Below are 23,788 nucleotides of genomic sequence, written 5' to 3'. Positions count from 1 at the left end.
GTATAAATATAACAACCCCTCAAATCTATACGAGTTTTTTCTCGTCCAAGGGTTTCGGCGTATTTTGAAACTCTGAGATTCACAAACCTCGAATAAGGTTGGCTCTACTCATACCTTAAGGCATCAATGGGGTCCATTGCCGCAGCCTTTCGTGCCGGGAAAACTCCAAAGACAATCCCGATCGCGGCAGAAAAGCAGAAGGCAACCAACACTGAGGTCATAGAAATACTGGTGCTCATTTTTAAGGCCTTCCCTGCCAGAGTAGATCCTCCATACCCAAGGGCAATACCGATCCCTCCACCTAAGACGCTAAGTACGACTGCTTCGATGAGAAACTGCAACAGAATATCCATGCCTTTAGCCCCAATTGCTTTCCTAATTCCGATCTCCCGGGTTCGCTCGGTGACCGAAACAAGCATGATATTCATGATTCCAATCCCTCCAACCAGTAAGGAGATACCAGCAATTCCACCCAGAAGCATGGTCAAGGTTTGGGTTACTCCTGTCATGGTAGCTAACATATCCGCCTGATTCTGAACTGTGAAGTCATCCGCTTTGCCCTCGGGGATTTTATGCGTTTTATGCAAGGCTGCCGTAATTTCATCTTGGGCTGTTTGCATAAAGTCTGCTGAAGTAGCCGAGACCAGGATATTACGCACTGTCTTTTTCCCGATTAAACGCGCCTGAACGGTTGAAATCGGTGCGGTAATCATATCATCACTACTCATAAACCCGGTTGACCCACTGGCCGTTGTCACTCCGATAACTTGAAAGGGAACGTTGTTGATCTTAATAACTTTTCCGATAACTGAAGCATTCGCGTCACCCATAAGGTTTGTAACCACTGTCGGGCCGAGAACAGCAACTCTTGCACTGCTATCGACATCTTCTTTTGTAATAAAACGTCCACTAGCAATCGTGACATTTTTAATGATCGCATAGTCCGCTGTCGTACCAGTAATACTCGTCGAGGTGTTTCCTGAACCAAAAACCACTTGAGCATTGGTACTCGAAACAGGCGAAACTGCTTTCACAGCCGTGTCGATTGGAATTTTCGAAACATCTGTCATACTTAGAGTGTTTGAACTGCCAGCCCCTCCTCGAACCCCTCCGGAATTTGACTGCCCTGAGCTGATTGTCAGAAGGTTCGAACCGAGGCCCTGAATCTGGGAGGTGATCGAAGCGGTTGCGCCATTTCCGATCCCAACCATGGCAATAACCGCCGCCACTCCGATAATCATCCCGAGCATCGTCAAGGCCGAGCGCAGTTTGTTGGCCCGCAGAGCCCTGAGAGAGACTCGGATACTTTCAAAAAAGTTCACTTTGCTTCTCCCTCCTCAAGGACCTGAGCTTGAGCTAGACGTTGATTTTGAACTACTTCGTCCCCTTCAATATGACCATCTCGGAAACGCACAATTCTTTGGGTAAATTCTGCAATATCCGGTTCATGCGTCACAATAATAATCGTGTTTCCTGAGGCGTGGAGACGTTGAAAGATTGCCATTACCTCTTCACTAGACCGACTATCCAAGTTCCCTGTGGGTTCATCGGCTAGGATAATGGAAGGTTTTGTGACCAGAGCACGGGCAATAGCGACCCGTTGTTGCTGACCACCTGAAAGTTCTTTGGGGCGGTGATGAATCCGACCACCTAAGCCAACCGATTCTAAGGCAGCAATGGCGCGTGCCCGTCTTTCTTTGCCCCCTATCCCCGCATAGAGCATGGGGAGTTCTACATTTTCAACCGCCGTTGTCCGAGCAAGAAGATTAAAGCCTTGAAAAACAAACCCAATTTTGCGGTTACGAATCACAGATAAATCATCACCACTGGCTTTTGCCACATCAGTTCCATCCAGATAATACTCGCCTTCCGTCGGGGTATCCAGGCATCCTAAAATATTCATCATAGATGATTTGCCGGAGCCTGAGGGTCCCATAATGGAAACAAACTCACTAGCGCCAACATGAAGGTCCACCCCGTTTAAAGCAGCCACTTGAATATCACCATTCGCGTATATCTTTTTGATCCCTTTGAGATCTATCAAATAGCACCCCTCCTGACGTATTCGTCAATGCAAGCTCACTTAGTTTCCTTTGGTACCGCCGCCGCTCATTGCTCTGGCAGGATTAGCGCCTCCGCCACCGCCGCCTAATCTAAATCCTGAAGAAGAATTAGTCGTGGTAGTCGTCGAGGACGAACGCGTGCCAATAATGACTTCTTGCCCTTCTTCTAAACCACTTTTGATTTCAACATTCGTTCCATCATCTAAACCGGTCTCTACCTTAACAAACCGAACATTCGCCATTGCACCACTTCCTGCGCCAGCATATCCCGCGCCGGAATTTCTTGTGCCGGTATTACCTGCAGCAGCATTACCTGTACCGGCATTTCCTGAACTTGCGTTTCCTGCATTATTAGCTTTGGTGCTTGATTGACCTACCGGATTCGCTTGATCTGCACCAGTACTTGCAGTCACGGGCACCATGACACCTTTTTCATTTCCTCTGGTTTTAACCGCTTCACTAGGAACCGTTAGAACGCCCTTCACTTCTGCCACAATAATGTTTACATTGGCATTCATTCCTGCCCGAAGCAAATCGCTGGCTTGATCGACCATCGCCGTGACAGTATACGTCGTAACGTTCTGGGTGGTTGTACCTTGTAAGGCAACTGCATTTACTGTCCCACTGATATGGTCATTCGGATAGGAATCCAGAGTAATATCCACTTTCTGTCCCACTTTACACTGCGAGATATCCGCCTGATCTATCGAAGCATCCACTTCAAGCTTATCGTTCTGGGGAGTGATGGTAATAATTGACTGGGCATCTGAATCCTGGCCTAGTTCGAGTGGGCAACTAACAACCACCGCGTCCACTGGTGCAACTATTGCGGCATCATTTAAATCTGCCTGCGCACTGGCTAGTTGAGCCTGAGCTATTTGAATACCCGCTTGAGCCGATTGAATATCTGCTGCTTTCGGCCCCTGAGCTTGTTGATCCACCTGATATTGAGCGGATGTAACATCTGCCTGGGCAGATATCAAAGCCTTAGCCGCCCCTCCATTCTGGAGATTCTTAGCAGCGGTTAAATCATTGACTGCCTGATTCAGAGCATTTTGCGAGGATTGCATAGTGGAAGTATTTCCGCTCTGTGTGCCTTGGCTAAAGTATCACTAGCCTGCTTAACATCTTGTTCGGCTAGGGAGACTTGGTTAGCTAAATAGCTCGGATCGGCATTCTGTTGGGCAGTTGTTAAACTCTGCTGTGCCTTAGCAAGCGCTGCCCGAGCTTGGGCATGGGTTTGCTCATTGAATGTATCTTCAAGATTTTGAAGTTTAGACTCGGCGGACGTTACATTGGCCTGCGCTTGTAAAACGGACGTCTTTAGCTTCGTATCATCTATCTTAGCCAGCACTTGCCCTGCTTTAACAGTATCCCCTTCTTTGACATTGAGCTCCACAATCTTTCCGGCTTGCGAAGAATTTCCGGTTGTTGGAAAGGTTAAAGTGATCGCGTGTGGGTAATTGACTGTTCCAGTTGCTGTGATCACCTTGTTGACATCACCCATTTTTACTTTTGCGGTAATGTTAGAGGCAACGACAGGCTTGGCCTTAAAATGTTCATAACCCCAATAGCCACCTCCTATGACCAGAACACCCAAGACTCCAAGGGTTACCCATTTTTTGTTCATGCTCTCTCTCCTTTTCTACCTGTTAATGAAACAGTCATCAAACTAAGCCATTGGGTATAGGTAAACTTACATAATAAAGTTCTCATGAAAAAGTTAGGTTAAATCTTTATCCAAGGGTTCATCGCCATTTTCTCCATGTTTAATTAACAAGGAACTTTAGTGGCGGTTGGCCATCGGGCTAAATTCCTTGCTAAATATAACATAGTAATATGATCAAATAGCGATAGACTTCTTAAGATGTTGTCAAGGTAATTACATTCGGTTTTATTGGTAAGAAGATCTGAAAACAACTTCCGACTCCTGGCTTGCTCTTCACATGAATAGAGCCACCGTGTGCCTGGATAAACTCCTTGGCAATCGCGAGCCCTAAGCCCGTTCCACCACTTTCCCGCTCTCGTGCTTTATCCACACGGTAAAAACGGTCAAAGATATGCTCAAGTTCTTCCTCTGGAATTCCTTCTCCAGAATCCACAACCATCACTTGTACCCACTCTCCGGGTCGTAACTCCCCTTTGCTTTTTTCCGCTTTGTCCATTTCTTCCGGTTTTTCCCCTTTGCGTCGGAAGACTGCACGGAAACGCGTATTTCCCTCGTGAACCGTTTCATCTTCTACCGGCCTTTCGGCCTCCCCTAACAACACGCGCAAAGAACCTCCTGGCGGTGTATGGAGAAGAGCATTTCCAATCAGATTCACAAAAACCTGGGTCAAGCGATCTTGATCACCAATAATATCCGCCGTATCTCCTATAACTTCGATCTTCAACTCGCGTTCCTCAAATTCTATAGCAAATTGCTCAATAATTCTCTCTAGAATCTGTTTGAGGTCGACTGATTTCCAACTCATCGGTAATTTACCGGCTTCGGCCAGACTCAGCTGTTGCAGATCTCGCACCAGGCGAATGAGTCTCAACGTTTCATCCTGAATCGGGAGGATGGTTTCCGGCGTTGAAGGGAGCACTCCCTCCTGAATTGATTCCAGTTTTCCAAGAATAACTGCCAGCGGCGTGCGCAATTCATGGGCAATGTCCGCCACCATGTTACGCCTCACTTCTTCGTTACGGGCCAATTGCTCAGTCATCCGATTAAAGTCGCGGGCCAAAGTCGCAATATCTCCATTGCCCTTCACATCAACCCGCGAGGACAAATCCCCTTTCCCCACATTCCGCACGGCCTCCATGAGATGGTTTAAGGGCTGGGTGAAATGTCGAGTCAGCAATAGCCCCAAGAGTAAAGCAACCAAGGAAGTGATAATCAATCCGATGATCATAGCCTGAATAATTGAAGTTCCAATAGTTTTTGCCATTCTACCGTCCATGGCTATAGGACGTTGATCTTGCCAGTAATGTCCCACCGTTTGTCCGTTGACCTTAATTTCCTGCCATTGTTTCGCAATTTTATTGTCCGCTGGAAACATAGCCAGTTGTTTGCCAAGATCTTTACTTGATTGAGCTGCCACGACTTGATCTGCTTGGTTGAATACTAAAAAGCGTTGGAAGTCACGAGGAGGACGTCCAAATTTCTGATCCGGCCCCTCAGTGATCTTGGTAATATAATCCTGAACTCCATCCCAGCTACTGTGGCTCTCATAGTAAATACTCAGCATTTGATTAAAGCGCTCACCAAAGGCTTGTTGTACATAAGTTTCAGCATGCCCTAGCAAGGCTTGAGTTGAGGTTAAGGCAATGAAGGTAAAGACAATGGACATAAAAATAACCATACCTATGAGTGCGAGCAGAAATTTGCGCCGTAAAGTCACACGCCTTCACCGAACCGATACCCAACGCCAAACACAGTTTCCACATATTTGGGATCACTTGGGTTGTCTTCAAGTTTCTTGCGCAAATTAGAAACATGCGTGTCAATAGAACGCTCATAGTAGAGGTACTCCTCCCCCATGGCCTGACGCAAAAGTTGAAGACGGCTATAAACTGTACCAGGGCGGATGGCAAGTAAATGAAGTATGTTAAATTCGGTCGGGGTTAGGAAGATTTCCAACCCTCTTTTCGTCACTTTATGGCTTGTGACGTCGATACTCAGTTCGCCTCGGACTAATATCGAAGAATTATTTTCCTGGACCACCCCCGACGAACGTCGCAGCACTGTCTTGATCCGCGCTGCCAATTCTCGAAGGCTAAACGGCTTAACGATGTAATCGTCCGCTCCGAATTCAAGGCCCAAAACTCTGTCGATTTCCTCTGATTTTGCAGTAAGCATGATAATCGGAATCGTACTGGTCTCACGTAGGTGTTTGCATATTTCCAGCCCACTCATTCCTGGAAGCATCCAATCAAGCAGAACGAGGTCTGGTTTTTCCCGCTCGATAAGCTTTATGCCATCAAGGCCATTGATCGCTGTCAAGACACTAAATCCTTCCCGCGAAAGGTAGTCTCTGACGAGGGTTAGGATTTCCTGCTCATCATCTACTAAGATAATTTTCATTGCCACATCACCACTTCCCGGTACTTTCATTTTTATTTAAGTATACCGCTTATCTTTCAGATGTATTTAGGAAAGTTCTCAAGATTGTATGAAGATAAATAATAATACCCTCACCTAAGGTATCTTAAGCGAAGGTATTTAAATAACAGTTATTTCAACTCCATCCGCTGGGTCAGAAGTTCCAATCGACGCAACAAGTCCACGTATTCTTCATCCGTATAATTCTTAAGGACTGCACCAAGAAAACTTTGACGTTCTCTAATCACGGCATCAAGGGCTTCATCCCCTCTAGTTAGTAAGTGCAACCTGACCACTCTCCGGTCTTTATTGTCCCGAACTCGCTCGACCAGACTTGCCCGTTCCATTCGATCCACCAAGTCAGTCGCCGTGCTGCACGCGACAAACAAGTGTTTGCCTAAATCCCCCATTGTCAAGGGCCCAAACTCTCGAATAGTTAAGAGTGCATTAAACTGAAGCGCAGAGATCTCCATGCCAATTAGAATTGATCGACCACGCTTGTACAAAATGGTATTAGCACGTCTTAAGGCCTCTTCTAATTGTTTTGTCAATTCTTCGGTTGGTGCCATCCCTCGACCCCCATTCCCTATTTAGATCTTATTTTAACATAGATTTATAGCTAGTACATCTAAGAGATGGGATATATGGAAATGAAAGATACTCGGCAAACAAAGCAATGCCTTGTTTGCCGAGTACTTGACAACTCTTTTACATCCCCATATTTCGCCCCGCTTGGTTACATCATAGGTTTAAAGCCTTTAGCTTTGGCGTTATGACGAGCGCAAAAGCCGTACAGGTAGTTCCCTGACCTTCTCAAGTGGAACTGGGAGGATAGTTGAAAAGATTGATGGAGCTTGGAGAATCAGGAAGCGCTCCGTTACTCGTTTTGTTTGGTGTAGATACCCCAGAGTTCGTATTTTCTGTTCCTGAACTTGGGACAATTGGGTTCGAGTTTGAGTTTGAGTTCGAGTTTGTCGAGGCAGCCCCCTTAACTAAACTCGCTTTATTCTCCAGATTTGTCGCATCGATTGTCCCATACTTTGTCAAAGGTTTTCCTTCGACGCGGATCTGAACTTGCTTGATTGTTGAAAACTGGGTCAGAGTGTTAACTAGCCCATAGAGAGCAACTTCAGAAGAGACCTTAGAATTGGGTTGCAGGAATTCCTTACTTAAATCTACGATGACTACATTCTCTTTAATAGCAATATCAAGGAGCATTGTGGTCGTTGGAACAGCAGCCTGCACACTCGTTCCTGTGGAGACCGCGGGACCTTTTAACCACTGTGTTACTGTCTCTCTGGCCAGACTCAACGTCTTTGGCAACATTCGTTGTTCTTCTACTAAATACTTACCTGTCCCATCCGCAAAGTACAGTGAAATCTCCCTCGAATCCGCTGAAGCTGACGCTGTTGATGCATCTGGAAGAATGGCAGTTTTATCCCCACCAATAAAATCTCCTAACGAAGTTGCTGTACCCTCCTTGTTAATTAAGGTCTCCAGTGTCCCACAGCCCAGAAGAAAAATCAGACTGAAGAGTACAACCCCCATGAATAGACTGTTTCTAACCCGTATTTTCATATTCTTTGCCCCTTCCCCTGATCGATGTTCGACGTTCGACTTTCGATGGTTCGATGTCCGAATATCGCATCGCCCATTTTAGCCCCTAGATAAGTTCAAACCGAACTTCATCTAGAGTACTTTACTGAGTAAGTTCCTTTGCCTTTACTCTAAACCTATGCTTTGTCCTCAAAAATAGTACAGGTTGTTTTGTATAAAGCTCAGCTCCAAGCCATAAATATGGGTATCGTTATGTTTAGAGAAAGGAGTCCTTGATGCACGATTTATTCAAAATCCTCTGGATTAGTACAATTGCTGGGCTGGCCACGACCTTTGGCAGCATATTGGTTCTTTTGTTTGGTAAACCGCAAGAACGAGTCCTCGCCTCTCTCATAGCGGGAGCAGGCGGTGTGATGCTCGCGGTTGTAACCGTCGATTTGTTACCAAGTGCTTGGCAAAATGGCCCACCGCTGCAAGTGGGAGCCGGGTTTGCACTAGGCCTGCTCTTCATGTTTCTTGCGGCTAAACGTCTCGAGGTCCCCAATAACACGCTCCCCCTGTCACGTCGCCAACGTCTAAAAAGGACCGGGCTCCTCATTGCAACCGGGATCGCCTTACATGATATTCCGGAAGGAATGGCCATCGCCGTCAGCCAAGAAGCCGCCTCCAACCTCGGCCTTCTTATTGCCTTTGCCATTACGTTACACAACCTTCCTGAAGGGATGGCAACAACGGCACCTTTAAAAATGGCCCGTATCCGCTGGTGGAAGATTCTTCTCCTCAATATTGTGATCGCCTTTTTCACTCCGCTCGGAGCCTTGCTCGGGCTCTTGGCCCTCGAAAACGTTCAAAATTCCTTGGCCTTTTTTCTTGCCCTTGCTGCAGGTGCGATGACTTTTCTCATCTTTGCTGAACTTATTCCTCTCTCCCGAGAGCGGCACCCTCATTATGCCCTCCTCGGCGGAACAATTGGGTTTGTCTTCTTTACGTTAATCAGTGTTTTGCATCCCGGTTAGGGAGGAAAGTGAGGGGGATTCCATTGACGCGATTACGCTAAAGTGCTCTCTCAGCTAAGAAACTTCCTCTGGGCTTGAGTCAACGGGGGCCGGGATTAAGAAAGCCATTAAAGTAGGGGATACCGAATTTACGGTATCCCCTACTTTTTTTGATAATGGTATTTCTCTTTTCTGAAAATGAACAAATGATTTACTTGAGTACTCGGGCCGCGTAATCTCCCATCGCTTCGTACCCTTTGGCAGTTGGATATTTCCCATCATCTGATAAACCGCTTAAGTATTTACCGTTCGCATCAAATAATACGGTGGAAAAGTCGAGGGTCGTGATATTTTCCTCCTTGGTGTAACCCTGCTCCCACTCTCGGGTGTCTTTAATGTTTTGTTGAGCGCCAGGGTACCCGATCGGTAGGGCTAGGATTGGAGTAATGTGATTGGATTTTGCCTTCTCTACCATGGCTTTAATATTGGTTTGCACTTCTTTCAGGGGCACCTCTTGAATTGCATCCCCAATCCCCGCAAAAATTATAACCCTGCCTGGTTTCTCAGCCACAACATCTGCATCGAAGCGAGAAAGTAGGTCTTTTGCTGTCTGACGTACTTTCCCTTTATTAACTACTGGAACCTGGAGAACATCCGCCATCCGTTGAGTCCAGGAATGTTCCTCGTCCAATGGATGTCCTAAGGTAAACGAGTCTCCTAAAGCGACAATCTTTGGATTGCTGAGCGCTTGAGCCTGAGTATTAACCGCAGTTTCGGCAGGAGGTTTGGTAGCCTGCCCCCATAGTCCAAAATATCCGGCGATCAGCACGATAAAAGCAAGTCCGGCAGCGACTTGAATCAGGCGTATTTCTAATCGATACGTACGCATAAAAATTTCCCCTTTCTAATTAAATAAAAATATTCTACACCCCTTCGCGACATTCCTTCTTTCTCCCTTAGTACACCCTTTTTTCTCACCATCTTACGAAATCCATCATACACCAGTACGCCCTTTAACGCATAATTTGTATAAGGAAAAAAGGAGGTAGCCTCATGAATTACATTAATAAGGCTCGTGAATTAGGGGAGGCCCTGTCTCAAACCCCTGAGATTCAGGGATTAAAAGCTGCTGAATCTGCCATTATGGCCGATCCCCTAAGTAAAGAAGCATTTAGCCAGTACCAGGATAAAGAACGCGGACTGGTGACCACGCAAATGATCAGTAAAGTTATTCCCGAAAAAGATTCTCTAGCACTTCTTGATCTGAAAATCCGTCTTATGAATAAATATCCTCTTATAAAAGCGTACTTTATTGAACAACAGAAATACGAAAAACTTATGGCCATGGTGAACCTGACCCTAACCACTTCAATGCATGGCATGCCTTCCGCAAATGACCTGCCTATTCCAGAAGAGTTAAAGGGCATGGCTCAGCAAATTCTTGACAAAATCAGTGGCGGAGATTCCATGGAAAAGATGCAAATCTCACCGGAGATGTTAAAAGGTATTAAGCTTCCACCCGGCTTAACTCAGAAACTATAAAAGGGAAGTGTAATTGAAAAGTGCCTCTCGATGGTTATCACGGGCCCTATTTCATTAATGATATCACGCATCCTGTGACTTTAATTGCCTTCCTAATTGTCATTCTGTTAGGGGGATGGGTAACTATTTGCACTTGGTTTTGATGAATTATTAACGAAAGGAGAAACGCCGTGATCAACCAATATAACTGTACACCCCCGATGCCGGCGACTCCTTTCTCCTTTTCTATCTTAGTGGACAGCCCCATTCGGCGCGATTTAAAGTTTAGCCCTGTCAGTGCGATGATATTTCCTTTGGCTTCTACGCAAATTCATTATGCCTCTATGATTATCGTTGGTTTAGATGTGCTTATGGCGTTTCTTTTTAAACGCTCCTTGGCCCATCCTCCAAACCCCTCCCGCCCAAGTCCAGATCTTTATCCCGTAACACTTACTTTGCCACAACTAACCAAACTCATGCAAGCAGCCATCAATGGGCAGGTCCCTATGCCCTCACCTATTCAAACTGCTCCGGGGCAAGGCATTGGTCCCGTCGGAGGGGATGAACCTCTCTTTCCCGATAATTTAAGTGTTTCCTTGATCATCTCAGCTCCTTTTGCGCCATTTGATGGAAGCCCTGATACATCCTTTAACGTTCCTTTATTCGAAGTTCCCGGAGCACCAGGCAACCTGATTATTGCTTTAGGTCTAATCATTGCTCAGTTCTTTATTGAACGGACTGGAATAGGAACTCCTGATGGAACTGGAAATGGAAATGGATCTGGGAGCCCCAACACCAACGGGAATGTGACCAAAAGCAATGATGGGAAGGGAGGGATAAAAAATGCCACTGCTAACTCGACCCCGTAATCCTACCTTTCCTGCTGGAATTCCTCATAGATGTTTCGAACCCAAGTCTCCTCAAACTTACGATTATGGGTTTAAACGGTTTGCACCACTGCTGCAGTCCCCACCCGTTGGCGCGGGCATTTTGGCGATAACCTTGTTCTATTTCATTGCATTTTTCTCTAATGTACTCTTAGCCCCGGTATCCTTCACAACTCTTGGTATCACCGTGACTATAGGTACGTTTGGGTTACTTGCGTTAGTTGTGCTCATTCTATTTCTATTTTAAGGATGTGGACCATTACATTACCTTTAAAAACGCCAAAAACATGAGCCTTTCACGTATCAAAGTGTAAGGCTCTTAAAACTATCTTTCATATTTTTCAAGGTCGAAGATGAATGAATTTACATAAAAACTGTTACACCCCAATAATTAGTTATGGCTATCGATACGTTAAATCCCTACGAATTAATTCGGACCTATCGGCGGAGACATTGGAGGGATCGGCGGGGCTATAGGTTCGGGAGCAACTCCCATCTGGTTCAGCGATTCTAAAAGTTCCGGATTTATGGGGGCAGCTTCTGGGCTTATCGCTGGTTTTTTCCTGCCACTGATCAATCCTGTGACTTTCCCCCAAACTGTCGTTGCCGTATTCTTCATTGGAGTGAGAAAGGTCATCATCCCCATGGGTTCTTTGACTTTTAATATGATGGGTCCATTGGGAGCCTGCCCAAGCTGAGCGGGGTTTTCCACAGAAACGACGACACGACTGTAATGCTGAAGAGGAACTGGACTTTGGAAATGTGCCCGATAAACTCCATTTCCAACGGGGCGTAAAGGCCCCACTAAAAATCCGGTCTTTCCTTTGTCATCGACCAAATAAGCTGCATACATCCCTATCTGTCCTGGTCCCAGGTACGTTTGGGGCACTGGCAAATTGGCAATCAGCAGAAAACTGTTGTCGGGTGAAATCGTCGCTGCGCCATTACCATTAATTCCCTCTTGAGCGGCTTGTAGAACAAGTTGCCGAGTTTGATTCATCCCTGTATTCCCTTGAAATTGAACTTGATTATATCCTGGACCCTGGCTATACCCGCCTTGATATCCCGGACTTTGATTATATCCCATGCCTGGGTTATATCCACCCTGATTATATCCCCCACCCTGTTGAGGTGGACTATTGCCCATGCCCGACATAGGTGGAGGGGGTTGGAACGGTATCCCTGAAGGGGGCGGTTGCTTTGCGCCTATAAAACCTCCACGTAGATTTTGGATTTGTCCATCTTTTTGAAAGACCCCACTCGCTTTAAGTCCTGAACCCAGTGTATTGCGAATCGAACCCGGAGAGTATCCCGGAGCTAATTGACCATTAGGTAATTGCATAGGGAACCCCTGCGGTCCGATAGGCTCATAAGAACCATTTGGCTTATCCCCACCGAACTTCACCATGCTCCCCTCCTTTATTTAATTCAATGTAACTTTATAACATGATATGATAGGACGAATGGAAGGGTTCTGAAGACATCTTGATGGGCAAACTAATAATTAAGGAGAGAACAAATCATGCCCGAAAAACTCACTCCACCGCTTTCTAAAAACATATCCCGACGCACCTTTCTCTCACGTGTCGGCGGATTTATAGCCAATCATTGGTTGCTTTCCACATTACCTCTTGGCAGTGCAGGGGTCCTCGGCTGGGTCGAACATGATACTATGGCCCTGAAACGGGAACAGTGGGATTTGTTTTACCCCAACCTGCCTGCTGCTTTAGATGGAAAAACGATCTGCCAACTCAGCGACTTGCATCTGGAAAGCCTACGAATTTCACCTGAACTCATTGACCAGGTAGTGATGGCCCAAAAACCGGATCTCCTCGTGATTACCGGGGATATCATTTCCACCCGGACGGATCTGGATAAATTATCTCCTTTCTTAGGAAGGCTTACAGCAACCTACGGAAAATATGTTGTCATGGGAAACAACGATTATAGCAATCTTTCCCACACCCTCTTTAAACGATATCTCCAGCAGTTGCAAAACTTAGGGTGGATCCCCTTACTTAACGATGCCTCTTTCTTAGCGACGCTTAATCTGTGGGTCATCGGTGTCGACGACCCAGCAACTGCCCATGACGATGTGGAACTGGCCTATCAAAAGGTTTTTTCTTCTCCCTCTCTTTCTCCACCACCATTTCGCCTAGTCCTAGCCCATTCCACAGATTGCCTAGACGATGTGGCTAAAAACGGGGCCGAACTTCTTCTTACCGGGCATACTCATGGCGGACAAATCCGCCTGCCAGGGCTACAACCACTGATTACCAACACCTATCTGGGATACTATGGAATTTATGAAGGCTATCATGTGATTAACGGCGTTCCCCTGTACATTAACCGCGGCATAGGTGAAAGCGTTATTCCACTTCGCTTTAATGTCCCTCCAGAGGTTGCCTTTTTCACCTTACATCGAGGGGAAGCGCCGGCAAAGCATCGAGGACTTGTGTGACACAGCGCTCGGTGCTTGCGACGCAGAGCAAACTAACCGTTCAAGCTCCTTTCTTTGGGGAGCGGGGTTCATCCTTCGGCGATAGTATTCTTTTAAAGAACCGCCTACGGCGATAATCTCCACTGGAGACTATCGTGCCAAAAGCGCCATCCGCTGGCCCGCGAAGACACTGTCTTCGCACGTATTAGCCCTTCTTGCAGACACTGTCTTCGCACGTATTGGCCTTCTTGCAGGATGGCGAGAAGGGACCTTGTGCGCTGCCCCGTGTTTGGGGTCAGTCGCTTGAACGGAAGTTTGCTAGGCTACGTACGTAAAGACCTCGCGCTTGTGTCACACTGCGTCCTGGGCTGGGGTCGGGAAGCGGAACGTGGGAGACGGCACATTTCATTTGCGCCACGTTTGTAATCGTATAAAAAGCAAAGATCCCGCAACCCATTTGTTGCGGGATCTTTCTTAGATGCTAAAGGTATGGTTGCCAATCCGTTTAATAACGGGTCGACTCTTAATCCAACGGTCTGTGGCAATGCGTGGATTAAAATAGAATATTGCTCCGTTCGTCGGATCCATGCCAGACAGTGCTGCTTCAGCAGCCTTATAGGCCTCATCATCGGGTTCTAAATGAATCTGTCGGTCCTCTACGGCTGTGAAGGCACCTGATTGGTAGATAATAGCCCGTATTGATTTAGGAAAACGAGGGTCTTTCAGACGATTAAGCACAACTGCTCCAACGGCCACTTGTCCTTCAAAGTTTTCACCTCGAGCTTCGCCATAGATAACACGGGATAAGAGTTCGACATCTTCTTTGGATACCAAACGCCCTAAGCCTCGAGAAAGAACCTGGCTTTCAGCCTCTATTGGAACCGTATTTCGCGCTACTTGTGTCTGAGCGTCGTCTTGATCGACTGACTGTGTTTCTTGATTTGCAACTATGTCGTACGTTGGAATCTTAGATTCCATCTGTGACGGTTGAGGATCGTTCGAACGTGATGTACTTAACCCTTGCTTATAAATTCCGGCAAAAACTGGTATACTTTGTAAAATGTTTTTCCACCATGACCTTGTGACCGTATTATCGATCGTTCCTGACGCAGTATTTGCGACTTCCTCTGGATAATCTTTCACATCAATAGTCACCGAATCTTTAGTTGATTGTCTTGTGTCTCCATTCGGGACCAGCAAGGGTTCTCCTGCTCGGATTTGATCTGGACTCTTGATTTGGTTGAGTTTCGCAATTTCGTCAACCGTAGTATGGTATCGTTGGGCCAGGTTCCAAAGGCTTTCTCCACGCTGAACTACAATTTCCAGGGTACCAGTCGGATTCTCGAGAGCATTATCGTTTACATAATTAACTTTCTTTGTTTCTTCCATAGCAATATTATAAGAAAGCACGGTTCCAATTTTGCTCCCTCGTCCCAAGGCGGGATAAATACTGGCTTGCCACAGAAACAAGCACATCATCCCACATAGGAATATTGCAGAGGATTTCCGACATCGTCGGTGTGGCAATAAAATAAAAATCACCTCTTAAAGTTTAGACTATTTCTAGTCTTTCCCAAGAAAGGCGAGATTTATAACAAAACAATGTAAATCGCTTATTCTATTGATTACTTCTACCTTATTTATCATATCCAACAATGAGCGGACATATATTATTCTGACTGAGCAAAAGAAAACTAGGTTTTTTTCTTTATATATTCTCTCCATCACGGTGCCTTGCCATCCTTGGCCAGTGCATCAGTGCAACAAAGGCGACTGCCTTCGCCAAGGCTAACAAGAAGGCTAATACGTGCGAAGACAGTGTCTTCGAGCTTCAGCCAGTTTTCTTAATATCGGTCAAAGCACGGTAAGTGAAGTGAGGGCTGAATTATATGAGGACTTTAGTTAAAAACCTTTTATCATCTTTCTCTTCTCCTGAAGCGCCACAGCTTAGCGAGGCGGAACACCTGCTTGCAGAAATTGAGGATACAAGAGTGAAGATGAAATACGCCTGGAACCGTCTGGATTTTGCGGCACCTGAGTACGTAGAAATTGCTGTACTTGAACTCCTACTTGTAGAGACACAATATAGCCTTCTGAATAGACGTTATCGTTTATTGCAAGGCAGTGAAAAAGAATCCCCGTATTTCATGACATCGACTAGAAGATTACCTTTTTCACTGGAACACCAACTTCAAAATCATGCATTCTATCGGGCCTTCTGCCTGCCTGCAGAGGAGAGCCCCCCTCTGACAGCTCAAAAAGGGGTGTCCCAAAATCCTCACTGGGTAAGAAACCTTTGAAGGAGTCAACCGTTGAGACTTTTAAACAACAACCGTGTTATTCAGAAAAGACCAAACACAAATTAAGGTGTTTGGTCTTTCTTTCAGGACAGCAATTATCTTAACCCCTTGAGTACCATATCCACGATCACCTGATAATCAATTTCCTCCAGAGGGCTCCGATTGCAAAAAAACCTTTTCTTGCTAAACTCATCCAGTGTCTCCATAATACAGAAGGTCGCTAATTCTTCATCGAGGTCTGCTCGACATTCCCCTTTTGCTTTAGCCGCTTTAACTAAATCTATGATCTGTTCACAGATAACCTCTCGCTCCGCAATGAGCTGCATGCGGATTTCTTTTAGAAAGTATATTAACCTGCATCGCTATTTGGAAGATATCCATATGGCTATTCAGGAATTCCACATTAACATGGAAATCAATCCACTTTTAGCTATCCTTTGAAATAAAATCTCGGGCAATCAACGTTACGAGCAACTTATACTCTTAAGGAATATTATGATAGCATAAATTAAAACGCATTATTAAAGAGGAAGGAAGAATCACATGTTAAAAACGCCCAGAACCCAGCGGTATAGTAACCTGAGCGCCGTTGCCGCGGCTGCCTTCGTTGGAGGCCTCGCTGGGGCGGTCATTGGCCTGAAGTTCGTACCAAAAAGTGAGAAGGCTCTACGTCAAAGAATTCAGGACAGCATCATAGAACACGTCGTCGAGGACGTTACATTCCATCCTGCCGAGACTCTGAAACAACAGGGCACAGATCTGATAGATAAAGGGAAAAAATTAGCTAAGGAGCTCCAAACTTTTATTCAAGAATCCCAGAGAATTTAAGAATACTATTATTCTTATCAGTATTGCCACAGATACACAACCAGAAGATTCTCTCCAAACCTGTGCTAAAGCTGAATAACTCCTCTAATACTTACTTTTAAATTTCATTCAAACAAAAACAATGCATCTTTTCCCAAGAAAAAAGGGAAGTCCCTACCGCCAGCACCTAGCGGTCCGAGGCTTCCTTTTTCCGTTGACGAATTTCATGCCAGAGGTCCATCACTTGTTTAACTGCCTCAAAAAAGACTTTAATAAAGTGCAATGGATTCCTTTGTAGTTCCTCAAGACCACAGGCGACCTGACTCACCGTACCGCCCACTTGCTCACTAGTCTGTCTCACAACAGTGGTTACGGCTTGGGCATCCTGAAGGAGATGCGGCAAATGAGCATTCAAATTCTGCATGGTAAGCTTTGCCTCATTCGTGAGTTTCCGGACCGAGCGAATCCACAGCATTAATTCAATACCGAGGACCCCTAAAATGATGGTGGCCACAAGTGTACATACTTCATAAATCACAGATCTAGCCTCCACTCTCATCGCAATTACTTATATAACAGATTCGACGGATTTAATCATTTACCTTCGACCTCAGCTAAAAATTCTGATTTTTGACTTTGGTTAAAGAGTTATTTGAGCATATAAAAATGCCCTCTTGGCCAAAGAAGACATTTTTATATGCTCGAGTATTATATTATGCATCATTAAATCGCCTTCCGTGTTGTAATTACATCCCCAATGGCATTTAAAGTCCCCTCAACATGGTGAACCTTATACTGGAAATTATCAATTTCTGCCCCACGTATTTCACTATTATGTTCTATAGCCTTAGCAACCATGTATATTTCATCTTGTCTTGACTTTAATCCGTTCACCTCTGACTCTAGTCCGTCCATTCTTGACTTTAATCCGTTTACCCCTGACTCTAGTCCGTCCATCCTTGACTTTAATCCGTTCATCTCTGACTCTAGCCCGTCCATCCTTGACTCTAATCTGTCCATTCTTGACTCTAGTCCGTCCAGTTTATTTAGTATAAGCCCGAGCATTTCTTTAATCTCTTTCTCCATCAGTTCACCACCTTTCTTCAAAATTATACCATTGAGAGAATACCTCTTCAAGATAAATATCGTCAATAAAAAGAGAGAAAGGTGGGCATATGAACACCTTTCTCTCCGAAATTGTTTCTTATCCGATAGGAGTTTTCTTATCCGTTTCTCTTACTGTCCCTACCTCTTTGAGCTCCGGCCCCTCCACGAACATCGTTGCCTTTCCCTCTCCGAGCCCAAGTATCAACTTTTTGTCCATAACCATCTCGGTTATAATTCCTCTGCTGAGGCCTTGGGTTATTACCCATGCTTCGCACCCGAGCCGGTGCCGCTTCCGTCAAGCGGACCTCTACAGCTTCTGGTTCCTTGGTGATTATTTTCAAAGCAGCGGACAAAAGAGTCACAGAGTCATTTTCTGCCAGCAACTCTTCTGCTACCCCTTTATATTTCTCAATATCTTCTTCTGCGATCACTCTTAGGATCTCATTCATAGTCAGACGTTGCTGACCTTCCACCGCCTCGATAATTGTCGGAATAGGCTTACGGACAATCCGCCGCTTAATAACCGATTCAATAAGTCTTAACATACCTATCTCCCGTGGGGTGACTAACGTAATGGCTAAGCCTGTTTTTCCCGCACGACCAGTTCGGCCTACTCTATGAACGTAACTTTCCGGATCTTGTGGAATATCAAAGTTAAAGACGTGAGTCACTCCGCTAATATCCAGGCCTCGAGCAGCCACATCCGTGGCAACCAAAACTTCGATTGTTCCGTCTTTAAACTGCCGTAAGACACTATCTCTCTTGCTCTGGGTAAGATCACCATGAATTCCTTCCGCTGAATAACCGCGCTTACTTAAAGCCTCAGAAAGTTCATCCACCCGTCGTTTGGTTCGAGCAAAAACAATAGACAAGTCCGGTGATTGGATGTCTAGAATACGGGATAACACATCGAATTTTAGTCTTTCCGATACTTCCACATAATGTTGCTCAGTATCAGAGACCGTAACTCCCGTCGCTTTGATACTAATCAGCTCTGGTTCCTTCATAAACCTCTGAGCGATATTTTGAATCTGTCTAGGCATGGTAGCCGAAAAAAGTAAAGTTTGACGCTCTTCGGGAATCTCTTTCAGGATTGTTTCGATATCTTCTAAAAATCCCATGTTCAGCATCTCATCGGCTTCATCCAAAACAACAATTTTGATTTCATTAAGGCGAATCGTTCTCCTCCTCATGTGATCCATCAAACGTCCCGGTGTTGCTACAATAATGTGGGGTCTTTTCCTAAGCGCCCTAATCTGCCAATCAATGCCTTGCCCTCCATAAATAGGTAGGGCGTGAATCCGTTTAAACTGCCCAATCTTATTTAATTCCTCAGCAACTTGGACTGCTAATTCTCGAGTGGGGGCCAGTACGATTCCTTGGATTTGTTCGGCTTGAGGCAAAATTCTCTCCACCAAGGGAATCCCATAAGCCGCCGTTTTCCCCGTTCCAGTTTGAGCCTGTCCGATCAGGTCTTTCCCCTCTAGCGCAGTGGGAATCGTCTTTTCTTGAATAGGAGTTGTTTCTTCAAACCCCATGTTGACAATTGATCGAATAATCGGTTCACTTAATCCTAAGTCTGTAAATGTTGCCAATACTTTCATTCTCCTTTTTGTTTGGTCATATTCTATAAGTTTTCCAATTGCGTCTCTATCTATAACTGCCGAAACAGAAAAGTTCTCTGTCTATAACTGCGGTACAGAACATGTCGCGATCGCGCGTGAGTTTCGCCAACGAGGCAAATAGACGCTTGTGGCACTCAACTATATATTATACCACATTACTTCAGATATGGAAACCCTTGATCAATATTTAAATTCACTCCCTTCGTGTTCCTTTCGTATTGTGATGAGCATGTCCTAAGTCATAAGTTCTAACAAAATCCAGGCTTATGGAAGGGCCATTCTTCTACTAAAAGAAGGATTTTAGTCGATATTTAGAGAAAGTAAGTATAAAGGAGGAATTGAATTTTGAGATTTGCAGGAAAATGTTTTTTCTTATTATTTTTTATTTTTGGTTTTATAATATTGGCTAATGTACCTTCAGCTAGCGCATCTACCTCTATTAACCGAATTGCGGGCAATGATCGATATCAAACTGCCGTTGCCGTTAGTCAAAATGGCTGGCCTGATGGTGCTGATTCAGCAATTCTTGCCTACGGACAAAATTTCCCCGATGCCTTGAGTGCCGGGCCATTAGCTCACAAATACGATGCTCCAATTCTATTGACAGGTTCCTATAATCTAAATGAGGACACTGCTCAAGAATTAAAACGTCTTAAAGTTAAAAAAGTCTTCATTATCGGTGGCTATGCAGTAATCTCTAAAAGTGTAGAAGCTGAGTTATCCGCGCTGAATATCACTTCAGTACGGATAGCCGGTCAAGATTGTTATGAAACAGCTCTGCTAGTAGCTAAACAAGTCGGTATAAGTAAAGGGGTTTTTGTGACAACCGGTTTAGATTTTCCAGATGCTTTGTCCATAGCTCCCATCGCAGCAACCAATGAAATGCCTATCCTATTAGTGCCCCCTAATGATCTTACTTCTACACAAAAGACTTTCCTAAGCAAAAGCAAAATACCCACTAGTTACATTGTCAAAGGCTATAATGAAATAAGTGACCAAGTGGTAAGCCAATTCCCTAATTACGAATTTATTAATGGAGCAGACCCTTACGAAAGGAATATCAACCTAATCACACGGTTTGCGAGTAGTCTTGATTTAGACACGGTTTATTTAGCGACCGGTGAGTTGTTTCCTGACGCTCTCACTGCCTCGGCTTTAGCCCAAAAGGGGAAGAACCCCCTAATCTTACTTAAGGGTGATACGATTCCGTACTCAGCCCTTGCCTTCATCCACTCCAACATTATTTCTCAATTCAACATTTTAGGCGGATATAGTGTCATCAGCGCCGCAACAGAATCAACTCTCCCAGAGCTACCCGCTCAGATTGAGTCCGTTGCAGATGTCAGTGACAGCGTAGTAGAAAAGCAAAAGTATGAACCTCCGAAGACAGTAACGGTTACCGACACAAACGGCTTATCTCAATCAGTACCTGTGACCTGGAGTCTTTCCTCTGTATATACCCTACATACAGGAACTTATAGATTTGAAGGAACAATCAATAACTATAGTGGTCATGTGTACTTAAAATTGACGGTCTATCCCAGTGTCTCGAAAATAAACCCTATTTCAACTGAAGTGATTCTTGGTGACTCCTATAGTTTTCCCGATACGGTTATGGCAGTAATGAGCGATGGTAGTTCAAAAGATTACCCCGTTACCTGGAGCAGTAATATCGTAAGTTTAAATAAGACAGGCACTTACACATTCAAAGGCAAAGTTGAGGGCTTAACCCAAACAGCAACCTTAACACTTAAGGTCTCTGAAGACGCCAAAATAGACTTTCCAGATCAAAACCTGAAAGAAGCTGTTGCGGATAAAGTAGGTAAAGACGATGATGAAACAATCTACAGAAGCGATGTTATTAATATTAGTTCCTTAAATGCCAAAAGTTCAGGGATCGATGATTTAACTGGGTTAGAGTATTTAACTAACCTAAAAACCCTTGACCTCAGTAATAATAGCTTAACTAAAGTTCCCACTCTAACAAAGCTCACGCAATTAAAAACCTTGAAGTTGCATAATACAGATCTGCAGAATTTAACTGCTTTAAAGGGTTTAACATCACTCACCTATCTTGATATATCTGATAATTATATTACCGATTTTTCGCCACTGAAGGATTTCGTAAACTTAAACACACTATATTTGGACGATAACTATCCTCTTAATTATACCGAAAATTATACGCCTGATTATAGCCCTGTTAGGCTATACTATGATAATCTAGACAGGAAGGATTTCGATTTATAATATAGCTCAGATCAGAAAATTTGGCGTTGCGGGAAGTAACAGCCCTCTAAGAAGAAAGAAAAAGAAAGAGGCTGTCCTAAAACTTGTTGGTGTTGTTTTCACATCCCCACTTTTGCTGCTATATCAATAAAGCACAAGCGTCCTCACTCCACTTTTGATAGTGAAATGGGACGCTTTTTGATTGTTGTAACCACTTAGAATTTTGGGGACTAAGTTTTCACACATCCCCCTTCTTATTCTGCATTAGTTGCTGACAAGCTTGAATAAAAATAACTATATTATAGCCAAGTCATATTGTCCATATAATCGCCCCTTAGAATTGGTGTGAGCTTACTTTTTAGGGGTTCTTCTATGTCCCTCAGTCTATGATCATCAATTTTTAGGATATCCACTGTATCTAATTTTAGTTTACCCGCTAGTTCCTTAGCTGTAAGGTTCTGGTTTTTCCGAAGTTCTTTAACTGTTTTCTTATCCTTGAACTTCAATCCAAAAAACACTGTGATCCCTCCTGAATTCACCAAGATCCTTTAGGCTTCCTTCTCAGGACTATAGTCCTGAAACCCATTGAGATAATCAATTCATTATAGCCCAACCACGACTTACTCTAACAATAAAAAAGGATCTCTTGACCAGAGATCCTAAGGCTAATTCAAGAACTAACCACAGATGTCGTCCGTGGTTAGTTAATTGCTGCATTTTAATTTCTTCTGGTACTATTTTACGATGTCCAAGGCATTCCCTTCAAAAACCAATTATAGCTGTTTATCGAGGAAAACAATTGAATCTGGTCTGTCTTGACTGTATCTTCTTGTGTCTGATAATCAGTCGTGGCACTATCTAAATCCAACTGTGTAATCATCCCTAGGTTCATCTTGATTTGAGCTTCAGATAACGCTACTTTTTTATCTGCGAGTTTTTGTTCTTCTAATTGAAGATTGCTCTGCTTCTTAGCAATATCGTCTAAGATACTGCTATAGTCTGTATTCAATTTGTTTTTTTGCTGAGCGAGTGTCAGATTTGCATTATCTAATGCATATTTTGCCGTCTTATATTCAGTCGATGAGAGTCCGTTATCTTTCTCAGCCCGAGCAAGGTTATCTTCTAAAAGCACAATTTTATCGTCCAGCGCTTTTATCGTGTAACTATTTTCAAGAGCTTGCTTTAAGTCCGCATCTTTATCTGCAACGGTAAAGTTTTCATCTGTCATTGGAACACTTCCAATTTGCAATGTACTATCTTGATCATTAAGCAAGTCTCTCAATTGACGTACATTAGATTCTTGTTGTAACTGATTACTTACAAGTTGTGTTTGCATATTCATTAACATCGTGTTAAGATTATCAACCTCAGTATGGGATACCACCCCTAGTTTCTCACGCAATTGCATAGTTGATAATTGGTTTTGAAGATTTGTAATACTCATAGAGAGATCGGAAGACGCTAATTTCAAGGCATTTAATGTAATGAAGGCACCTTCCGCAGTACGGATCTGCGTGTTATCACTCATCGTAGAGGAAGTATCTGTGCTATCGACGGATGTAGGCATATCTTCTAATTGCCTCTCTAGTGTCTTTAGCTGATCAAGTAATGCGCTTTTTTCAGTATTAAGTGCAATAATTAGAGACGCATCGTCTGGCATACTTAGTCCATGCTTTTCATCATTGATTTTATCAAGCCTTCTATTAATATCTCTAATGTCCTTCCTTAACTTACCTGCACCAACGTTACTGTCTTCTCTGTTATTCTGATTAATAGCAACCTGAAGATTTTGTTCTGTAATTAAAGGTCCGATATCTTCAAAGTTTATAATTCCTGAATTTGTGGTATTAGCAAAAGTTGCTAACGGTTGTCCTAAAACTAATATAGCGGACAATACTGATACTCCAATTACTTTTTTCATATGTAAACTTCCTTTCATGATACCCTTAGTACTTATTTTAATTTACATTTTTTCTATTGTCAATTGTAATTTAGTTAGTATGCAAACTATTTTATTCTAACTTTACAAAGCGCTCATTCGGTACAAATAACCAATTGGGAGTGACCAATTTAACGCTCTACTAAAAAAACACGCTTTCAATCTAGCGTGTCCCAAAAGAGTCTTTCGCCTAAACGAAAGACTCTTTGGTAATTTTGTTGAATCTTAAAT

26 protein-coding genes are annotated in these 23,788 nt (G+C 44.1%); 9 read left to right on the top strand and 17 right to left on the bottom strand.

All coding sequences use genetic code 11. The annotated features are described in order from the left end of the window. Nucleotides 1-104 precede the first annotated feature (104 nt). The 8 genes from DSBG_RS08140 to DSBG_RS08110 all read right to left on the bottom strand — a co-directional run bounded on the left by DSBG_RS08140 (nucleotide 105) and on the right by DSBG_RS08110 (nucleotide 7,728). Nucleotides 105-1,322, bottom strand: a complete 1,218-nt coding sequence (locus DSBG_RS08140; RefSeq protein WP_068963657.1) for an ABC transporter permease — start codon at nucleotides 1,320-1,322, stop codon at nucleotides 105-107. Next, nucleotides 1,319-2,044: an ABC transporter ATP-binding protein gene (locus tag DSBG_RS08135; protein WP_068963656.1), complete on the bottom strand. Its 726-nt coding sequence runs from the start codon at nucleotides 2,042-2,044 to the stop codon at nucleotides 1,319-1,321. Before DSBG_RS08135 ends, DSBG_RS08140 begins: the two co-directional genes overlap by 4 nt. Nucleotides 2,045-2,083: 39 nt before the next feature. Continuing rightward, nucleotides 2,084-3,133, bottom strand: a complete 1,050-nt coding sequence (locus tag DSBG_RS08130) for an efflux RND transporter periplasmic adaptor subunit (protein WP_242877481.1) — start codon at nucleotides 3,131-3,133, stop codon at nucleotides 2,084-2,086. Beyond that, nucleotides 3,109-3,693, bottom strand: a complete 585-nt coding sequence (locus DSBG_RS23645) for an efflux RND transporter periplasmic adaptor subunit (RefSeq protein ID WP_242877479.1) — start codon at nucleotides 3,691-3,693, stop codon at nucleotides 3,109-3,111. The genes DSBG_RS08130 and DSBG_RS23645 overlap by 25 nt, the downstream gene beginning before the upstream one ends. A gap of 232 nt (nucleotides 3,694-3,925) precedes the next feature. After that, entirely contained in the window at nucleotides 3,926-5,449 is a 1,524-nt protein-coding gene (locus DSBG_RS08125; RefSeq protein ID WP_068963655.1) for a sensor histidine kinase, read from the bottom strand. Then, nucleotides 5,446-6,132 (bottom strand): response regulator transcription factor, encoded by a 687-nt coding sequence (locus tag DSBG_RS08120; protein WP_068963703.1) that lies wholly within the window; start codon nucleotides 6,130-6,132, stop codon nucleotides 5,446-5,448. Before DSBG_RS08120 ends, DSBG_RS08125 begins: the two co-directional genes overlap by 4 nt. A gap of 149 nt (nucleotides 6,133-6,281) precedes the next feature. Beyond that, nucleotides 6,282-6,719 carry a MarR family winged helix-turn-helix transcriptional regulator gene (locus tag DSBG_RS08115; RefSeq protein WP_068963654.1) on the bottom strand — a complete coding sequence of 146 codons (438 nt, stop codon included), beginning with the start codon at nucleotides 6,717-6,719 and terminating at the stop codon, nucleotides 6,282-6,284. Nucleotides 6,720-6,963: 244 nt separating this feature from the next. Then, a complete protein-coding gene (locus DSBG_RS08110; RefSeq protein ID WP_068963653.1) occupies nucleotides 6,964-7,728 on the bottom strand; it encodes a GerMN domain-containing protein in 765 nt (254 codons plus the stop codon). Nucleotides 7,729-7,982: 254 nt separating this feature from the next. On the opposite strand from DSBG_RS08110, the gene DSBG_RS08105 reads away from it, so the two are divergent. Beyond that, nucleotides 7,983-8,723: a ZIP family metal transporter gene (locus DSBG_RS08105; protein ID WP_068963652.1), complete on the top strand. Its 741-nt coding sequence runs from the start codon at nucleotides 7,983-7,985 to the stop codon at nucleotides 8,721-8,723. A gap of 190 nt (nucleotides 8,724-8,913) precedes the next feature. Here the strand turns inward: DSBG_RS08105 and DSBG_RS08100 are convergent, their stop codons facing one another. After that, a complete protein-coding gene (locus DSBG_RS08100) occupies nucleotides 8,914-9,591 on the bottom strand; it encodes a GDSL-type esterase/lipase family protein (protein WP_068963651.1) in 678 nt (225 codons plus the stop codon). 164 nt (nucleotides 9,592-9,755) lie between these two features. Between DSBG_RS08100 and DSBG_RS08095 the strand changes: the two genes are divergently transcribed. The 3 genes from DSBG_RS08095 to DSBG_RS08085 all read left to right on the top strand — a co-directional run bounded on the left by DSBG_RS08095 (nucleotide 9,756) and on the right by DSBG_RS08085 (nucleotide 11,357). Further along, nucleotides 9,756-10,244, top strand: a complete 489-nt coding sequence (locus tag DSBG_RS08095; RefSeq protein WP_068963650.1) for a YlbF/YmcA family competence regulator — start codon at nucleotides 9,756-9,758, stop codon at nucleotides 10,242-10,244. 170 nt (nucleotides 10,245-10,414) lie between these two features. Beyond that, the gene (locus DSBG_RS08090) at nucleotides 10,415-11,092 is read left to right on the top strand and encodes a hypothetical protein (RefSeq protein ID WP_068963649.1); all 678 of its coding nucleotides are present in this window, start codon (nucleotides 10,415-10,417) and stop codon (nucleotides 11,090-11,092) included. After that, nucleotides 11,067-11,357: a hypothetical protein gene (locus tag DSBG_RS08085; protein ID WP_068963648.1), complete on the top strand. Its 291-nt coding sequence runs from the start codon at nucleotides 11,067-11,069 to the stop codon at nucleotides 11,355-11,357. The genes DSBG_RS08090 and DSBG_RS08085 overlap by 26 nt, the downstream gene beginning before the upstream one ends. A gap of 180 nt (nucleotides 11,358-11,537) precedes the next feature. Here the strand turns inward: DSBG_RS08085 and DSBG_RS08080 are convergent, their stop codons facing one another. Then, nucleotides 11,538-12,518: a hypothetical protein gene (locus DSBG_RS08080; RefSeq protein ID WP_068963647.1), complete on the bottom strand. Its 981-nt coding sequence runs from the start codon at nucleotides 12,516-12,518 to the stop codon at nucleotides 11,538-11,540. 114 nt (nucleotides 12,519-12,632) lie between these two features. On the opposite strand from DSBG_RS08080, the gene DSBG_RS08075 reads away from it, so the two are divergent. Further along, on the top strand, nucleotides 12,633-13,571 hold the full coding sequence (locus DSBG_RS08075; RefSeq protein WP_068963646.1) for a metallophosphoesterase: 939 nt from the start codon (nucleotides 12,633-12,635) through the stop codon (nucleotides 13,569-13,571). A gap of 234 nt (nucleotides 13,572-13,805) precedes the next feature. Continuing rightward, entirely contained in the window at nucleotides 13,806-13,976 is a 171-nt protein-coding gene (locus DSBG_RS23005; RefSeq protein ID WP_176716224.1) for a hypothetical protein, read from the top strand. Nucleotides 13,977-14,024: 48 nt separating this feature from the next. Here DSBG_RS23005 and DSBG_RS08070 read toward each other — a convergent pair whose 3' ends face one another. After that, nucleotides 14,025-15,026, bottom strand: a complete 1,002-nt coding sequence (locus DSBG_RS08070) for a cell wall hydrolase (protein ID WP_068963645.1) — start codon at nucleotides 15,024-15,026, stop codon at nucleotides 14,025-14,027. 413 nt (nucleotides 15,027-15,439) lie between these two features. Between DSBG_RS08070 and DSBG_RS08065 the strand changes: the two genes are divergently transcribed. Then, nucleotides 15,440-15,850 (top strand): hypothetical protein, encoded by a 411-nt coding sequence (locus tag DSBG_RS08065; protein ID WP_068963644.1) that lies wholly within the window; start codon nucleotides 15,440-15,442, stop codon nucleotides 15,848-15,850. 95 nt (nucleotides 15,851-15,945) lie between these two features. On the opposite strand, the gene DSBG_RS08060 is transcribed toward DSBG_RS08065, so the two are convergent. Beyond that, entirely contained in the window at nucleotides 15,946-16,176 is a 231-nt protein-coding gene (locus DSBG_RS08060) for a hypothetical protein (RefSeq protein ID WP_068963643.1), read from the bottom strand. 217 nt (nucleotides 16,177-16,393) lie between these two features. Between DSBG_RS08060 and DSBG_RS08055 the strand changes: the two genes are divergently transcribed. Further along, on the top strand, nucleotides 16,394-16,678 hold the full coding sequence (locus tag DSBG_RS08055; protein ID WP_068963642.1) for a YtxH domain-containing protein: 285 nt from the start codon (nucleotides 16,394-16,396) through the stop codon (nucleotides 16,676-16,678). 166 nt (nucleotides 16,679-16,844) lie between these two features. Here DSBG_RS08055 and DSBG_RS08050 read toward each other — a convergent pair whose 3' ends face one another. From DSBG_RS08050 to cshA, 3 genes are all read right to left on the bottom strand, one after another. Continuing rightward, nucleotides 16,845-17,195: a hypothetical protein gene (locus DSBG_RS08050; protein ID WP_068963641.1), complete on the bottom strand. Its 351-nt coding sequence runs from the start codon at nucleotides 17,193-17,195 to the stop codon at nucleotides 16,845-16,847. A 185-nt stretch (nucleotides 17,196-17,380) separates the two neighbouring features. Beyond that, on the bottom strand, nucleotides 17,381-17,764 hold the full coding sequence (locus DSBG_RS08045) for a M domain protein (RefSeq protein WP_242877477.1): 384 nt from the start codon (nucleotides 17,762-17,764) through the stop codon (nucleotides 17,381-17,383). Between the two features lie 116 nt (nucleotides 17,765-17,880). Then, the gene (cshA, locus tag DSBG_RS08040; protein ID WP_068963639.1) at nucleotides 17,881-19,359 is read right to left on the bottom strand and encodes a degradosome RNA helicase CshA; all 1,479 of its coding nucleotides are present in this window, start codon (nucleotides 19,357-19,359) and stop codon (nucleotides 17,881-17,883) included. 375 nt (nucleotides 19,360-19,734) lie between these two features. On the opposite strand from cshA, the gene DSBG_RS08035 reads away from it, so the two are divergent. Further along, nucleotides 19,735-21,639, top strand: coding sequence for a cell wall-binding repeat-containing protein (locus tag DSBG_RS08035; protein WP_068963638.1), 1,905 nt, complete (start codon nucleotides 19,735-19,737; stop codon nucleotides 21,637-21,639). Nucleotides 21,640-21,917: 278 nt separating this feature from the next. Here the strand turns inward: DSBG_RS08035 and DSBG_RS08030 are convergent, their stop codons facing one another. Together DSBG_RS08030 and DSBG_RS08025 are read right to left on the bottom strand one after the other, a co-directional pair. Continuing rightward, a complete protein-coding gene (locus DSBG_RS08030; protein ID WP_068963637.1) occupies nucleotides 21,918-22,136 on the bottom strand; it encodes a hypothetical protein in 219 nt (72 codons plus the stop codon). Between the two features lie 221 nt (nucleotides 22,137-22,357). Beyond that, nucleotides 22,358-23,539, bottom strand: a complete 1,182-nt coding sequence (locus tag DSBG_RS08025; protein ID WP_068963636.1) for a TolC family protein — start codon at nucleotides 23,537-23,539, stop codon at nucleotides 22,358-22,360. Between the last annotated feature and the right edge of the window lie 249 nt (nucleotides 23,540-23,788).

This window comes from Desulfosporosinus cupriresistens, assembly GCF_001707885.1.
GTDB lineage: Bacteria > Bacillota > Desulfitobacteriia > Desulfitobacteriales > Desulfitobacteriaceae > Desulfosporosinus.
Note: the sequence above shows the minus strand (reverse complement) of the source record. Positions and strands in the feature narration are given on the sequence as shown.

Coding starts and splice junctions, on each gene's coding strand:
- DSBG_RS08130 (WP_242877481.1), bottom strand. CDS start 3,133: ATGCAATCCTCGCAAAATGCTCTGAATCAGGCAGTCAATGATTTAACC.
- DSBG_RS08025 (WP_068963636.1), bottom strand. CDS start 23,539: ATGAAAAAAGTAATTGGAGTATCAGTATTGTCCGCTATATTAGTTTTA.
- DSBG_RS08100 (WP_068963651.1), bottom strand. CDS start 9,591: ATGCGTACGTATCGATTAGAAATACGCCTGATTCAAGTCGCTGCCGGA.
- DSBG_RS08085 (WP_068963648.1), top strand. CDS start 11,067: ATGCCACTGCTAACTCGACCCCGTAATCCTACCTTTCCTGCTGGAATT.
- DSBG_RS08075 (WP_068963646.1), top strand. CDS start 12,633: ATGCCCGAAAAACTCACTCCACCGCTTTCTAAAAACATATCCCGACGC.
- DSBG_RS23645 (WP_242877479.1), bottom strand. CDS start 3,693: ATGAACAAAAAATGGGTAACCCTTGGAGTCTTGGGTGTTCTGGTCATA.
- DSBG_RS08060 (WP_068963643.1), bottom strand. CDS start 16,176: ATGCAGCTCATTGCGGAGCGAGAGGTTATCTGTGAACAGATCATAGAT.
- DSBG_RS08115 (WP_068963654.1), bottom strand. CDS start 6,719: ATGGCACCAACCGAAGAATTGACAAAACAATTAGAAGAGGCCTTAAGA.
- DSBG_RS08105 (WP_068963652.1), top strand. CDS start 7,983: ATGCACGATTTATTCAAAATCCTCTGGATTAGTACAATTGCTGGGCTG.
- DSBG_RS08065 (WP_068963644.1), top strand. CDS start 15,440: ATGAGGACTTTAGTTAAAAACCTTTTATCATCTTTCTCTTCTCCTGAA.
- DSBG_RS08120 (WP_068963703.1), bottom strand. CDS start 6,132: ATGAAAATTATCTTAGTAGATGATGAGCAGGAAATCCTAACCCTCGTC.
- DSBG_RS08095 (WP_068963650.1), top strand. CDS start 9,756: ATGAATTACATTAATAAGGCTCGTGAATTAGGGGAGGCCCTGTCTCAA.
- DSBG_RS23005 (WP_176716224.1), top strand. CDS start 13,806: ATGGCGAGAAGGGACCTTGTGCGCTGCCCCGTGTTTGGGGTCAGTCGC.
- DSBG_RS08110 (WP_068963653.1), bottom strand. CDS start 7,728: ATGAAAATACGGGTTAGAAACAGTCTATTCATGGGGGTTGTACTCTTC.
- DSBG_RS08055 (WP_068963642.1), top strand. CDS start 16,394: ATGTTAAAAACGCCCAGAACCCAGCGGTATAGTAACCTGAGCGCCGTT.
- DSBG_RS08070 (WP_068963645.1), bottom strand. CDS start 15,026: ATGTGCTTGTTTCTGTGGCAAGCCAGTATTTATCCCGCCTTGGGACGA.
- DSBG_RS08080 (WP_068963647.1), bottom strand. CDS start 12,518: ATGGTGAAGTTCGGTGGGGATAAGCCAAATGGTTCTTATGAGCCTATC.